This window comes from Alteromonas sp. 4NS20-0143 (assembly GCF_057542855.1).
In genome coordinates this window covers 731,466-745,449 of the sequence record NZ_BAAJLR010000001.1, presented here as the reverse complement: position 1 = coordinate 745,449, position 13,984 = coordinate 731,466, and the positions used below count along the sequence as shown (strand labels likewise).

Below are 13,984 nucleotides of genomic sequence, written 5' to 3'. Positions count from 1 at the left end.
AGATCTGTCGTGTTTTTAAGGAGAGTAATTTGAAAATTAAATCAATACGTTCATTTGCTGTGGTGCTAGCGGCCGGTGCGGTGGTTGCCTGTAATTCGGCGTACCAATCTGATTCGGCCTTAAAAGAAAGTGCAGACATCTCAAGCCTAAGCCCACAAGAAACGGGCACCGCTACTTCAATGCCTGCGCTGTCTGTTACATCGGGGGCTTACCCAACGACAAAAACGGTTTCTCAAGTAGATGATTATCACGGGGTGAAAGTAAACGACCCTTATCGATGGTTAGAAGCGCAGGATACACCTGAGGTGAAAGCGTGGGTTAATGCACAAAATGCGTTAGCTAAACCGCTGTTAAGTGCGCTTCCATCTCACGAGCGCTATACAGAGCGCCTAACTGCGCTTTGGGATTACGAGAAGTACTCGACACCTTATATGGTTAATTCGAAGGTGTTTTATACTTACAACAACGGGCTACAGAATCAGTATGTCATGTATGTGTCCAGCGATGCAGAAGGCGAAGGGAAAGGAGAAGGAAACTTCGACGTACTTATCGACCCCAACACGCTAAGTGACGATGGCACCGTGTCTATGGCCTCTACTGAGGTGAGCCCTCAAGCAGGTTATCTTGCCTATACACTGTCTGACGGCGGCAGCGATTGGAAAACAGTGCACGTACGTGATGTGAGTACAAAGCAAGACATGAACGATATCGTAAGCGGTGTGAAGTTCACTAATATCGCCTGGTTGCCTGACGAAACGGGTTTTTACTACTCTCGCTATCCACAAGATGAAAACGGTGAGTATGACGATAGCCAAACCGTTTCAATTTACTTTCATCAATTAGGCACCGAGCAAGGCGAAGACAAGCTTGTATTTAAGTTTGATGATAAACCAACATGGAACCCATATCCTGAGGTAATTCAAGATGGCAAAACGCTGCTTATTTCTGTATTCGAAGGCTATCAGTCAAACGGTGTCTATGCGAAATCCCTTACCGAAGAAAGGCCTCTGGTGCCAATTTTTGATAAATGGGATGGCAGGTACGAGCTTATCGGTGAAGAAGGCAACATGCTCTTTTTCTCATCTACTGAAAACGCACCTACCGGAAAGGTAATTCAAGTTTCCCTAACGGATAGCCCGGCAAGCGATACGTCATCAATGGGCAAAGTCGTCAGTGATAGAACCACCATCATACAAAGCCGTGATGCAACGCTTCGCGGTGTATCTCTGCTTGGCGGTAAACTGTTCGTGCGTTATTTAAAAGACGTGAAAGCAAACGTTGTTGTGTTTGACACCAAAGGCAATAAGCTAGAGGAGTTAGCGTTTTCAGATATTGGGAATGTATCCGGCTTTAATGGCAGTAGAAATGCAAACTCGACATTTTATAAGCTGACCGGTTTTACAAACCCTGGGCAGGTTTTTAAATACGATTTAGACACCGGAACAAGCTCTGTTTTTAAAACCATTGATACTGGCGTCAATTACGACAACTACGTGACCAAGCAAGTATTCTATACCAGCAAAGATGGCACCCAAGTACCTATGTTTATTGTGCATAAAAAAGGCATAGAACTAGACGGCAATAACAAAACATTATTGTACGGGTATGGCGGTTTTAATATTTCTTTACTGCCTAGCTACTCTATTTCTCGCATGGTGTGGGTAGAGCAGGGTAACGTGCTTGCTATCGCGAACATTCGTGGTGGTGGCGAATACGGCGAGCAATGGCACCAAGCTGGCACTAAATTAAACAAGCAGAACGTGTTTGATGACTTTATATCAGGGGCTAACTTTCTGATAGATAAGGGCTACACATCAAGTGAAAAGCTGGCGGTGCAGGGCGGTTCAAACGGAGGCTTATTGGTTGGAGCTGTTATCACTCAACGACCAGATCTATTTGCAGCAGCCCTACCGGCAGTGGGCGTGTTAGACATGCTGCGCTACCATACGCCAAGCGCCAATGCCCGGGCATGGTCTTCAGACTATGGATTGAGTGAAGACAAAGAGCAGTTTGAGGCGCTTTATGCTTATTCGCCGTTACATAACACAAAAGCGGGCACCTGTTACCCCTCGACTATGGTAACCACAGGCGATCACGACGATAGGGTTGTACCTTGGCACAGTTATAAATTTGCTGCTCAGCTTCAAGCAGACCAAGGATGTGATAACCCCATACTGCTAAAAGTTGAGACCAGAGCAGGTCATGGCGCTGGCACACCCACATGGATGAGAATTCAGGGCTATGCCGACCAATGGGCCTTTCTAGAGGCTGCTTTGCACTAGGTTTTTATGCCTTAATGACCCACTAAAATTCACCTTTTTTACTCTACATTTGAAAGCCGCTCTTATGAGCGGCTTTTTTTTGTTTGCATTTTGTACGAATATACATATACTGTATATATACAGTGTGGTTTAAAATAATTCGAATCAAAATGGTTTCACCCTTTCTTACTTCTGCAACTAAGTAGAAAAACTATGTAGAAAGCGTGTTCCGATGATGATTAAGCTTTGGCAGGAGAGACGATATGCAAACAGGTATTAAGTCAGTAGATACGTTAATTACTAAATATGGCATTTTAGTGAGTCCTGGTGCAGATGAATTTCAACGTCGGGTGCGACTGACTGGCGGTGACGAAAGAGCAAACAACTTACCGTTTTGCATGTACCAAAAAGTAGCGCATGCGCCGTTATCGAAGTGTTTTAATGTTCACCACTTCTACTTGCCTTCACATAAAGGAAAGCTGGCTAGTTTTTTATTTGACGAAAAAGGTAACCTCATAGAACAGGTTTACTATCAACGTGTGGCGCGTTGGGTGAAAGTATGCAGAAAGTTAGAACAGTTAGTAAGACGTGGTAAGCAAGACGTTCAGTTAGCGGCATAATTGGAGAACTTACGCAGATAGAACCACGCAGTGTTTGTAACCCGCATAAAAAAACGGTAGCCAATTGGCTACCGTTTCTATTTATTATAAAAAGCTATTTATTACAAAAGCTATTTGTTAATAAATGGCTTAGTAATATGTGTATTTAAACTCTACACCCCAGATGCGAGGCTGGTTAACAATACCAGTTAGGTTATTGAAGTCGATAGCACCTTTAACGTTATCTTCGTCAGTAATGTTGCGACCAAATAGGGCTACTGTGTAGTTATGAGCGAAGTTTTCGTAACCTACGCGCAAGCCACCTTCAAAGTTATTGTCGGTAGTAAACTCAACGGATTCGTATAAGAAGATGTTGGTTTCGCCTTGGAATGCCCAATCGGTAAATACGAAGAACTCACCGTCGTCGCCCATAGGAATGGTGTAGCGAGCTGTAAAGTTGAAGATTGACTCAGGTGCCTGTGGGAAAGGGTTGCCGTCGATAGACGCAACAAAACCGTCAGGGCGTGGGTCGGTTACTGTACAATTACCAGTAAACCCTGAATCTGCATTAGTACCACACGGCGAAATAGTCAGAGAATCATCTTGTATTTCTGTGTGGTTGTAGCTGTAACCTGCTGTAAAGCTAAGCTCATCAGTGGCTAACCATTGCGCGTCAACCTCAAAACCATACGCTTCGCCCTGGTCTGCGTTTACCAGTGCAGTGAAGTTATTGCCACCACCGATTGCAGAGAACTGCATATCGTCAACCGTGTAGTAGAAAGCAGCAGCGTTTAAGCGTACAGAGTCATCAAGCAGGTCAGATTTGAAACCAATTTCAAATGAATTAATGGTTTCTGAATCAGCTACAGAAGGTGAGGCTTCAAATGCTACGTCACGAGCTTGAATAGTTTGCGCTCTGAAACCGTTTGCATAACGTGCAAATACAGACATGTCGTCAGTAATACGGTAGTTTGCACTTAATTCGTAGCTCGCTTGACCGTCACTTACATTCACGTCGTCATAGTCTTGAACGCTTGCAGCGCCAATCACTAACGCAAAGCCGTTTACGTTTTGATCACCTACAACAAGGCTCTTAGAGTCGTGCGTGTAACGTACGCCGGCTGTTACGTTTAGCTTTTCGTTTACTTGGTAAGAGCTTTGACCAAATACCGCCCAAGTTTGGTTTTCGTGGAAAACTGTGGTTGCGCCGAAGAAGCCGTCGATACTGGTAACGTTAAATGATGCATCGTAATAGAATGCACCTAGTTGCCAGTTCATAGCGTCTGTAGTGTTACTAGAGATACGGAACTCTTGAGTGTATTGCTCAAGGTCGTTCAGCTCATCTTTAGTCACTGCAGAGAATGGAATAAACCCTGGGCCAGATGTGCCGTCTGCGTTGTTAAAGCCGCCGTCAACATCACCAAGGCTCGAACCGTCAGCCGTTTCTAGTGCTGAGATTGACGTGAAAGTAACGTCGTCCATGTCATATTCAAGTTTTAGTGATGTACCAAAACCTTCGTATGCTTGTGGGTTGTTGTCGATACCGTCGCCTTCAAGGTCACCGTCATAGAATACAGTTTCACGGTCGTAGTTACCGTTTAGGTCGTTGCTGCCTTTGTCGAAAACGTTCGCACGGAAAATAGACGCTGTACCTTCAAGGTCGCGACCATGCACGTTTAGTAGTGCTGAGAAGTCTGCAGAAGGTTCCCAAAGAAGTTGTAAACGGTATGCTTTTTCGTCATAGCCACCAATTGCATCGTCTTCGCCTGTGAATGCGTTATCAATGTAGTCATCGCGATCTTGCGATAAAACAGATAAACGAGCAGAAAGATCGTCAGTTAAACCACCGCTGATTGCGCCTTCAAAGTTCATTGTACCAAAAGAGCCGAAGCCAGCTTTGGCATAACCTTCAAGATCCTGAGTAGGCTTAACGGTGTCAAATTTGATAATACCTGCAGTGGTATTACGACCGAACAGTGTGCCTTGTGGACCGCGAAGTACTTCTACTTGTTGAACGTCAAACAGTGGGAAGCTTTTTAGAACCACGTTTTCCATTACCACTTCGTCCATGATAATAGAAACAGGTTGTGAAGCGGCAAGGTCGAAGTCGGTGTTACCTAAACCACGAATGTAAAAACGTGGTGCTACGCGACCATTTGATGATTCAGCGTAAAGACCCGGAACGCGAACAGCTAGTGCAAGAATATCTTCACCGCCTGAGAAAATGCTTTCGAACTTCTCGCCGCTTAATGTAGCAACAGAAATAGGAACTTCCTGAATAGACTGCGTTCGCTTTTGCGCGGTTACAGTAATCTTTTCAAGGGCTGATTCTTTCTTTTCAGTCGTTGTAGCTTCTTGAGCTAGTGCCGACGTGCTAAAAGCGGCGCTGATAGCTAACGCCAATGTCGCGATTTTATATGAACTCATGTTTTCACCAAGATGATTGTGTCAGTTTCTTTGTAGTGTCGTGCGCTTGTTATTTTTTGGATTTGCGCAACGGGCGCGAGTTTACCTAAATTTATAAGAAAATGCTGCAGTTTTTAGCGAAATTACCCTTAATTTGAATATCAGTCGAAATGATTATATCGGCTAATTACGCTTGAACTTCGCTCTGTACTGGGATGGTGAAAGGCCCGTTATTTTTTTAAATAAACGGGTAAAAGAGCTTAAATCTTCGTAACCCACGGCATTAATAATCTTCTCCAAAGAAATTGCGGTGGTTTCTAATAGCTTTCGAGCCTGCTCTATTCTCAACGATTGAAGATACTGCCCAGGCGTTGTGCCGCAGGCAAGCTTGAAACGCCTAGTTAATGTGCGCTCGGTCATGTTATGGGTAGTTGCCAACGCACTTACAGTAATACTTTCAGCGAGGTGTTCTTCTATGAATGACTGTACCGCCATAATATCTTCATCAGTATGAAAACGGCGTTGCCGACTGCTTGCATAAGCGGTTTGATTGGTTCTAGAGAAATCGAGCACGTGGGATTTTGCGGTGTCACTGGCAATCTGATGGCCGCAGTAACGCTCTATAAGCAAAATAGCTAAATCTATCCACGCCATACCGCCACCCGCACAATAAATATTATCCTGCTCCGTCACCATTTTCTCAGGTTGTAAATCTACGTTGTGATATCGCTGTGTAAACTTATCGGCATAGCCCCAATGGGTGGTTGCTACTTTCTCGTCTAACAAGCCAGTCTCTGCTAATAAGAAGGTGCCAGTGCAGTTTGCCGCTATATCAGCGCCTACTTTGTGTAAGCGTTTAATATGCACCAGCTGTGACTGATTCTCAGTGAGCACAGCGTCAATATCGCCGCCTATAGTGGGGATAAGCAATATATCGGTATGACTTACATCTTCAATGGCAATATTTGGAGTGAGAGTAAGCTGATTTGAACAATGAAAAGGCAGTCCATGAGCGCTAGCAAGCTGAACTTTGAACTTCTGTGAGGTGGGCAGATTGTGAATTCGCTGCCAACTAATTCCCGCAAAGGCGAATACATCAAGTGCCCCGGTAATCGCCGAGGCGAGGGCGTGATTAAAACCAAAAACGGTGACGGTAAACGGGGCGTTATTCATACAACTCATTCATGAAGATAATGCGACTTATGATATTTAATTAGTTTAAGTGATTGATGGCTGTTTTGACCATTATTGTGTCATTAATGACAATAATGGCACGATAACGAATATGACACAATGCGTTAACAATTATTCGTGGAGACGAACATGGCCGATCAAATTATTCCCCGCAGAGAAATGCAATTCCAGTTATATGAAGTGCTAGACACAGAAGCGCTTTGCTCAAAAACACGATTTGAAGATCATAACGTAGAGACATTTAATGCCGTTGTCGATATGGCAGAAAAAATGGCTGAAGAGCTTTTCCTTCCTCATAATGCCATTGCAGATAAAAACGAGCCTACGTTTGACGGTAAAAAGGTAACCATGATTGACGATGTCAAAGTGGCCTTTGATACCTACCGAGAATCGGGCTTTATTGCCGGACATTTTGATTATGAAGACGGCGGTATGCAGCTACCTGTAACCGTAATGAATGCGTGTGCTGGCTATTTCCTTGCGGCAAACCCATCAACCACGTCGTACCCCTTCTTAACTGCGGCAGCTGCGAACGTAATTAAGCACTTTGCCTCAGACGAGATCAAAAATGCGTTTTTACCGAAAATGCTCACCGGTGATTTTACCGGCACGATGGCGTTGACAGAGCCACATGCAGGCTCTGCACTTGCAGACATTCGCACCACAGCGAAGCCTCAACAAGACGGTAGCTATCGGGTAAAAGGCAGTAAAATTTATATTTCAGGCGGTGAGCACGAACTTTCAGACAATATTGTTCACCTTGTTCTGGCAAAAATTCCTGGTGGCCCTGCTGGCGTTAAAGGCATATCGCTTATTGCTGTGCCTAAGTTCCGATTAGACGCAGAAGGCAACCCAAGCGATCGAAACGATGTGTCACTCGCTGGCCTAATCCATAAAATGGGTTATCGCGGTACTACCTCTACGGCGCTTACTTTTGGTGATAACGATGATTGTCACGGCTATCTAATTGGCGAACCTCATCAAGGCTTGCGCTATATGTTCATGATGATGAACGAAGCGCGAATTGGGGTTGGTTATGGTGCTGCCATGATTGGCTATCGCGGATATCGTTACTCTCTCGATTATGCAAAAGACAGAACCCAAGGCCGTTCTGCTCCCAATTTGGCGCCTGAGGATGATCCAACGCCAATCATTAATCATGGTGATGTTCGCCGTATGTTGCTAGCGCAAAAGTCGTATTGCGAAGGCGGTATGTCTCTTTGCTTATACGGAAGTATGCTGATAGACGAGCTAGAAACAGAACAAGATGAAGCCAAGCGTACCGAGCTTTCTCAACTACTCGATTTGCTGACTCCTGTATTTAAAGCTTGGCCGTCAGAATTCGGCCCGAAAGCCAATGACTTGGCCATACAAGTATTGGGTGGAGCAGGGTACACCCGCGAATATCCAGTAGAGCAGTGCTGGCGTGATAACCGTTTAAACCCTATTCATGAGGGAACCAACGGCATTCAGGCTCTTGACCTGCTTGGCAGAAAGCTATGGCAACACGACGGTAAAGGCCTTCAAGTGCTTCTTGCTCGCGTTACCGCTGATATGAAGCGAGCGGAAACACCCCGTGCTCAGGCCATTGCTAAAAAACTTAAGCCTTATCTCGATAAGCTAGGCGAGTTAATCCAACAAGCGGCTGGCGACTTACGTTCAGACAAACAGTCGATACTACTCACTAACGCAAGCTGTTTCCTTAATGTGTTTTCTAGTTGTGTAGTTAGCTGGATATGGTTGCGCCAGGCCAATGTGGCAGAGCAGGCGTTAACTCAAGGTGCCAAAGGCCAAGACGTAGATTTTTATGAAGGCAAGCTTGCCGCTGCGGAATACTTTTTAAGTTGGGAATTACCGCTAGTGCAAAGAGACATCGAAGTATTATCGTCTCAAGACACAACGTGCGATAGCGTAAAAGCAGCCTATTTTTAAGTGCGTGGCTATGTCGGCCCTTTTTGATAAGGGCCGCAAATGCAGGCAATGCAGCTAACAAGGAATTGAGAATGGAATATAAGCAATGGCAACTGGCAAAACGTCCAGTTGGAGAGCCAACACTTGAGAATTGGCAACTCGCAACAGTAACTCTACCTGCCTTAGAAAAAGGCCAGATAGCGGTAAAAATTAAGTACATTTCGCTAGACCCCGCAATGCGTGGTTGGATGAACGATGGAAAAAGCTATATTGAACCTGTTCAGCTTGGCGACGTCATGCGTGCGGGCACTGTGGGGGAAGTCATAGATTCACAGTCTCCACATTTTGCCGTTGGCGATCATGTATACGGACACTTTGGTGTGCAAGAGTACGCGGTAGTAAGCGATGAGGGCGTTCATAAGGTAGACCCTAATTTAGCGCCACTGGAACGCTACCTTGGCGTACTGGGAATGCCGGGCATGACAGCCTATTTTGGTTTATTGAAAACTGGGCTTCCTGAAGCAGGAGAAACGGTAGTCGTTTCAGGCGCTGCCGGTGCCGTGGGCACTGTGGTTGGTCAAATAGCCAAAATAAAAGGTTGTCGAGTTGTTGGTATTGCAGGCGGCAAAGACAAATGCGATTACCTAATCAATGAATTAGGGTTCGACGCTGCTGTTGATTATAAAAATGATGATTTACCCAAAGCATTAAAAGCAGCATGTCCTAAGGGGATTGACGTTTATTTTGACAACGTGGGTGGCGACATTCTCGATGTCGTGCTTACTCGCATCAATATTAAAGCTCGAATTGTGATTTGCGGCGCTATTAGTCAGTACAACAATACTACGCCAGTGAAAGGCCCTTCTAATTACTTGTCTCTGCTTGTCAACAGAGCGCGCATGGAAGGTATTGTGGTATTCGATAACGTAAAAGAATACCCAATAGCAGCAAAAGACATGGCAACCTGGATTGGTGAAGGAAAGCTGAAAGCGAAAGAGCATATTGAAGTAGGGTTAGAAAACTTCCCTGAAACGCTAATGATGCTGTTTAAGGGCGAGAACTTTGGAAAGCTGGTATTAAAAGTGGAGCACAGCGAATGAACGTAGCGGCAAATGTACAAGGTAAGCATATTGTTATTACAGGCGGCGGCTCGGGAATTGGCGCGGCATCTGCTAAAGTGCTGTGTGAGCGAGGGGCACTGGTTGGGGTAGCAGATTTAAATCTAGACAATGCCAAAGCCCTTGCTGAAGCGCTATGCCAAGCTGGCGGTAAAGCCTACGCAGTTGCGGTAGACGTCACCGACCCTGAGCAAGTTAAAGCCATGTTTGAAACGGCGTATTCACAGCACGAAAAAGTAGACGTGGTGATTAACAATGCCGGTATCGATCACTTTCCTGCGCCTCTCACCGAGGTAGACGATGCCATGTTTATGAAAAACATTCAGGTTAACCTCGCGGGCGTCTGGTATTGCATGAAAAATGCCCTTAAGCATATGACTGCAACCGGCGGCGGCCATATTATTAACATAGCCTCTGTTGCTGGCCTTCGCTCTGCACCTATGATCAGTGCCTATAGCGCGTCGAAACACGGTGTTATCGGTCTTACCAAGTCGGCAGCTGTAGAGTATGCCCGAGCTAACATTCGCATTAATGCAGTATGCCCAAGCTTTGTCGATACTCCTATGGTTCAAGGCGTACTGTCTAAACTAGACGAACGCGGTCAAAAAGGCTTAGTGGGCGCTAATCCAATGAAGCGCTTGGGTAAACCAGAAGAAATTGCCAATGCTATTGCGTGGTTATGTAGCGATGAATCGTCGTTTATGACAGGCCAATCAGTAGTACTTGATGGCGGTATGTTAGCTTAAAAGGCAACACAGAAATAAATACAGCAAAGAACACTGAATAAGGATTATAACAATGAAAGATTTATTCGATTTAACTGGAAAAGTAGCGCTAGTAACTGGCGCAAGCCGTGGTATTGGTGAGTCTATTGCACGTTTGCTCGCTCAGTATGGCGCTCACGTTATTGTTTCAAGCCGCAAAATAGACGGCTGCGAAGCGGTAGCTTCATCTATTCGCGATGCTGGCGGTAAAGCAACAGCATTGGCCTGTCATGTGGGCGAAATGGAGCAAATTACTGAAACATTTGCTACTATTAAGCAAGACTTCGGAAAGCTCGATATTTTGGTGAATAATGCTGCGGCAAACCCGTACTTCGGCCATATTCTAGACACCGACCTTGGCGCTTACAACAAAACCGTAGACGTCAACATTCGCGGTTACTTCTTCATGTCTATTGAAGCGGGCAAAATGATGAAAGAGCAGGGCGGTGGCGTAATATTAAATACGGCCTCGGTAAATGGTGTAACCCCAGGTGACATGCAAGGTATCTACTCTATTACCAAAGCAGCGGTGATAAGCATGACTAAATCATTCGCGAAAGAATGCGGCAGCTTAAATATTCGCGTAAATGCATTATTACCAGGGTTAACCGATACTAAGTTTGCTTCTGCGCTGACTTCTAACGATCAAATTTTAAAGCACGCGCTTAAAGTGATCCCGCTTGGCAGAGTCGCCGATCCTGACGAAATGGCTGGCACCGTGTTATACCTTGTTTCTGATGCGTCTAGCTACACCACAGGCACGACAGTGGTGGTTGATGGTGGTATGCTTGCGTAAGGATATAAACAACGTATAAGCGCTTAAAAAGCGTTTTAAGGTGACACAATGCATATATGGGTAGACGCAGACGCGTGTCCCGGTGCAATTAAAGAAATCTTATTTAAGGCAGCCCGACGCACTGGGCTGCCTTTATCTTTAGTTGCCAACCACTCAATGTCAGTTCCACCCGACAAGCACATCACACTCACAGTAGTTCCCTCGGGTTTTGATGCGGCAGATGACTATATTGTAGAAAAAATTGAACCGGGTGATTTAGCGATTACCAACGATATTCCACTGGCAGCGGACATACTGGCTAAAGGCGCCAGTGCAGTGAATACCCGCGGTGATGAATTTGATAAATCATCAATACGGGCTGCGCTGACAATGCGCGATTTCATGGATACCATGCGTTCTAGCGGTGAGCACACGGGCGGGCCAAAAGCGTTTTCTCAACGCGATAAGCAAAATTTCGCCAACGCACTAGATAGACTGCTTATGCAGGGAATTAGGGCAGCAAAAAACTAACCTCACTGCCTGCTGTTACAACTATTGTTGCTATCGACACGTGCTAGGCATACGCATCGCGGTAAAGCTGCTCTAATTCTTCAGGCTCAGGCACTTTGGGATTATTAGCCGGTGAGCCGGAAGCCAGTGCTTGTGACGCCATCAATTCGATTATGTTGTCGTAGGGCGCTTTTTCGATGCCAAATGAAGACATGGTAGGTACGTCAAGCTCACGATTTAAATGGTGCAAAAAGTCGATGAGCTTTTCATGCGCATCTTCGTGAGTACCAGTACTACCTGGCTCTCCAGTTAAGCCTAAATGATGAGCAACCTCAGCATACTTAGATGGACTTCCCGAAAGCGAATACGCTGTAACCAGAGGCAGAAGCATTGCGTTACTCATGCCGTGGGGTACATGAAAATGCACGCCAAGCGGCCTGCTCATACCATGCACCAATGCAACTGACGCGTTTGAGAATGCTAAGCCAGCCAAGCTTGCGCCCAGCATCATGGCCTCTTTGGCTTTAATATCATCTGGGTTTTTGCATGCGGCAATAAGGTGTGGGGCTATCAATCGCATAGCGGCAATGGCCTGTTGATCGCTAAACGGGTTGGATTTTCTACTCACATAAGCTTCAATTGCGTGAGTAAGGGCATCTAACCCCGTATCTGCCGCCACCCGATAAGGTACTGACAGCGTAAGTTCATAGTCAAGAATGGCCGCCTTGGGCATTAACCCCGGGCCCATACACAGCATTTTTTCCGCAGATTGTGAGTCGCTGATCACCGTTACTCGCGTACACTCAGACCCTGTACCTGCTGTGGTTGGAATGGCGACAATTGGAATACTTTGCTCTGAAACTACACGGGGTACTTTGTAGTCTCTCATGTGCCCGCCGTGGGTTGCCAAAAGTGCAATAGCCTTGGCACTATCAATTGCGCTACCACCACCAAGTGCAATTAAGCCATCACACTGCTGCTGTTTAACTAGGGCTACCGCACCATCGATAGACCTATCGTCGGGCTCGGGCTTTACATCACTAAAAACATGGATGTCGTTGGCATAATCTGAAAGCGATGATGTTATATTTTCCACTTTGCCTAGGGTCACCATAATTGGGTCGGCAATAATACACGGCCGTTTTACACCCAAGGTAGCAAGCATATCCTGTAGCTGTGAAATAGCGCCTCCACCCACTTTCATAATGCTTGGCAAATGTATATCTACAGTCATGTGTGCTCACTCAAAAATGTTATATTTAATATACTGTTAACAGTATCATAACATTGTGTTGCAGCACACTTACGACTTTGGTATTGACCTTAAAATGCGGATGCCTGGCATAAAAGCGATTCAATGTAGGGGTAGTCAATTTCATCTACACGTTTAAAATTAATATGTCGCCTATATTTTCCAGTGCCACATAACATATTGCGTTCATCTACCAGTTGAGGGCCATGACTGAATGACAGCTGTACATGGGCCGAATAAATGAAAACACCGCAAAACTGACCCTCTTTTTCATCTGGCTTCAAGGTAAATAGGGTGCCGCCGTATTTATTGACTGTTTTACTATCCGGTACGCAAACTTGAATAAAAGCTTCAAGTTCATTGGCAAGTGAAACTAGATCTAACGCGCTATTGTTTTCCATTGAATTACTCGTTTAGTTGATATTGCGGTTAGGCGCACAAAAGCTATTCATCGTATGCGGCTTACCTATTATCAGTGTAAATCAGTCCTTCACTTTTAGATATGTAGCCAAGTGCAATCATCTGAAGAATACACAAAACGCAAACCATAGATATTGAGACAGAAGAGGGGATACCCATTTCGGCAAGAAAAAAAATTGGCTCTGCATAATTCCCTCCTATAAAGATAAGATGTTGCAGACCAAAGAAAACGGGAAATATTGTATAACTAAGTATGTCGTAAAATAAGAACGCGCCAAATACAGAAAAAGTGCGAACAATACCTATTGGCTTACAAAACCACAGGAAAAGAGTACAGAGCAGCGAAACAGCGAATGTGATGCCACTCCCCATGACGCCAACTATTGGTGGCAAGTAATTGTTATTGTTTGGGTGTTCTAACATTATTCTAAGCTGCGGGTTTACGCTTATATAATGCGGGTTTTCGGGATATTCGACTACAAGGCTGGTAGTTTCCGGTATGAAAGTTACATACGCTAAGGCATGTTCAGGCCAATAAGAAGAGAATGACCATGCGCTTATATCTAGCGGCACTTCTATACCAGGCCATACGTGAATACTAGCCGTTCCTAATCCATAAACCTGACCAATGAATGCATGGCCAGCTTCATGAATTAAAACAGTAATAATAAAATAAATAAAAGCGATGCTTACAAATGAAAACGTCCTTTTTAACATTCTGTTTGAAGCTCCAGTCAAGCTACAACGCTCCAACAATGACCACCGCGGAAGCTT

The 13,984-nt window shown here is 45.1% G+C and carries 12 protein-coding genes; 7 read left to right on the top strand and 5 right to left on the bottom strand.

The features are described from left to right. Positions 1-29 precede the first annotated feature (29 nt). Complete coding sequence (locus AC27HD_RS03140; protein ID WP_487103721.1) at positions 30-2,282, top strand: prolyl oligopeptidase family serine peptidase; 2,253 nt, start codon at positions 30-32, stop codon at positions 2,280-2,282. A gap of 242 nt (positions 2,283-2,524) precedes the next feature. Further along, complete coding sequence (locus AC27HD_RS03135) at positions 2,525-2,881, top strand: hypothetical protein (RefSeq protein WP_032095839.1); 357 nt, start codon at positions 2,525-2,527, stop codon at positions 2,879-2,881. A 129-nt stretch (positions 2,882-3,010) separates the two neighbouring features. On the opposite strand, the gene AC27HD_RS03130 is transcribed toward AC27HD_RS03135, so the two are convergent. Together AC27HD_RS03130 and AC27HD_RS03125 are read right to left on the bottom strand one after the other, a co-directional pair. Then, on the bottom strand, positions 3,011-5,287 hold the full coding sequence (locus AC27HD_RS03130) for a TonB-dependent receptor (RefSeq protein ID WP_032095840.1): 2,277 nt from the start codon (positions 5,285-5,287) through the stop codon (positions 3,011-3,013). 162 nt (positions 5,288-5,449) lie between these two features. Continuing rightward, a complete protein-coding gene (locus AC27HD_RS03125; protein WP_487103718.1) occupies positions 5,450-6,439 on the bottom strand; it encodes a GlxA family transcriptional regulator in 990 nt (329 codons plus the stop codon). A gap of 150 nt (positions 6,440-6,589) precedes the next feature. Here AC27HD_RS03125 and AC27HD_RS03120 point away from each other — a divergent pair, with 150 nt between their 5' ends. From AC27HD_RS03120 to AC27HD_RS03100, 5 genes are all read left to right on the top strand, one after another. Further along, on the top strand, positions 6,590-8,392 hold the full coding sequence (locus AC27HD_RS03120; RefSeq protein ID WP_487103716.1) for an acyl-CoA dehydrogenase: 1,803 nt from the start codon (positions 6,590-6,592) through the stop codon (positions 8,390-8,392). A gap of 71 nt (positions 8,393-8,463) precedes the next feature. Beyond that, a complete protein-coding gene (locus AC27HD_RS03115; RefSeq protein WP_487103714.1) occupies positions 8,464-9,471 on the top strand; it encodes an NADP-dependent oxidoreductase in 1,008 nt (335 codons plus the stop codon). Further along, a complete protein-coding gene (locus AC27HD_RS03110) occupies positions 9,468-10,235 on the top strand; it encodes an SDR family NAD(P)-dependent oxidoreductase (RefSeq protein ID WP_487103711.1) in 768 nt (255 codons plus the stop codon). The genes AC27HD_RS03115 and AC27HD_RS03110 overlap by 4 nt, the downstream gene beginning before the upstream one ends. 52 nt (positions 10,236-10,287) lie before the next feature. Further along, on the top strand, positions 10,288-11,049 hold the full coding sequence (locus AC27HD_RS03105) for an SDR family oxidoreductase (protein ID WP_487103710.1): 762 nt from the start codon (positions 10,288-10,290) through the stop codon (positions 11,047-11,049). A 48-nt stretch (positions 11,050-11,097) separates the two neighbouring features. Next, entirely contained in the window at positions 11,098-11,559 is a 462-nt protein-coding gene (locus AC27HD_RS03100; protein ID WP_487103708.1) for a YaiI/YqxD family protein, read from the top strand. Between the two features lie 43 nt (positions 11,560-11,602). On the opposite strand, the gene AC27HD_RS03095 is transcribed toward AC27HD_RS03100, so the two are convergent. The 3 genes from AC27HD_RS03095 to AC27HD_RS03085 form a co-directional block, all read right to left on the bottom strand. Next, entirely contained in the window at positions 11,603-12,772 is a 1,170-nt protein-coding gene (locus AC27HD_RS03095; RefSeq protein ID WP_487103706.1) for an iron-containing alcohol dehydrogenase, read from the bottom strand. Positions 12,773-12,861: 89 nt separating this feature from the next. Continuing rightward, on the bottom strand, positions 12,862-13,191 hold the full coding sequence (locus tag AC27HD_RS03090; protein WP_269521140.1) for a DUF1801 domain-containing protein: 330 nt from the start codon (positions 13,189-13,191) through the stop codon (positions 12,862-12,864). 61 nt (positions 13,192-13,252) lie between these two features. Further along, the gene (locus AC27HD_RS03085) at positions 13,253-13,927 is read right to left on the bottom strand and encodes a hypothetical protein (protein ID WP_487103704.1); all 675 of its coding nucleotides are present in this window, start codon (positions 13,925-13,927) and stop codon (positions 13,253-13,255) included. Positions 13,928-13,984: the final 57 nt, after the last annotated feature.

Excerpts from the sequence above, each read along its gene's own strand:
- AC27HD_RS03125 (WP_487103718.1), bottom strand. The coding sequence starts at position 6,439 with ATGAATAACGCCCCGTTTACCGTCACCGTTTTTGGTTTTAATCACGCC.
- AC27HD_RS03085 (WP_487103704.1), bottom strand. The coding sequence starts at position 13,927 with ATGTTAAAAAGGACGTTTTCATTTGTAAGCATCGCTTTTATTTATTTT.
- AC27HD_RS03120 (WP_487103716.1), top strand. The coding sequence starts at position 6,590 with ATGGCCGATCAAATTATTCCCCGCAGAGAAATGCAATTCCAGTTATAT.
- AC27HD_RS03110 (WP_487103711.1), top strand. The coding sequence starts at position 9,468 with ATGAACGTAGCGGCAAATGTACAAGGTAAGCATATTGTTATTACAGGC.
- AC27HD_RS03090 (WP_269521140.1), bottom strand. The coding sequence starts at position 13,191 with ATGGAAAACAATAGCGCGTTAGATCTAGTTTCACTTGCCAATGAACTT.
- AC27HD_RS03135 (WP_032095839.1), top strand. The coding sequence starts at position 2,525 with ATGCAAACAGGTATTAAGTCAGTAGATACGTTAATTACTAAATATGGC.
- AC27HD_RS03095 (WP_487103706.1), bottom strand. The coding sequence starts at position 12,772 with ATGACTGTAGATATACATTTGCCAAGCATTATGAAAGTGGGTGGAGGC.
- AC27HD_RS03105 (WP_487103710.1), top strand. The coding sequence starts at position 10,288 with ATGAAAGATTTATTCGATTTAACTGGAAAAGTAGCGCTAGTAACTGGC.
- AC27HD_RS03130 (WP_032095840.1), bottom strand. The coding sequence starts at position 5,287 with ATGAGTTCATATAAAATCGCGACATTGGCGTTAGCTATCAGCGCCGCT.
- AC27HD_RS03115 (WP_487103714.1), top strand. The coding sequence starts at position 8,464 with ATGGAATATAAGCAATGGCAACTGGCAAAACGTCCAGTTGGAGAGCCA.
- AC27HD_RS03100 (WP_487103708.1), top strand. The coding sequence starts at position 11,098 with ATGCATATATGGGTAGACGCAGACGCGTGTCCCGGTGCAATTAAAGAA.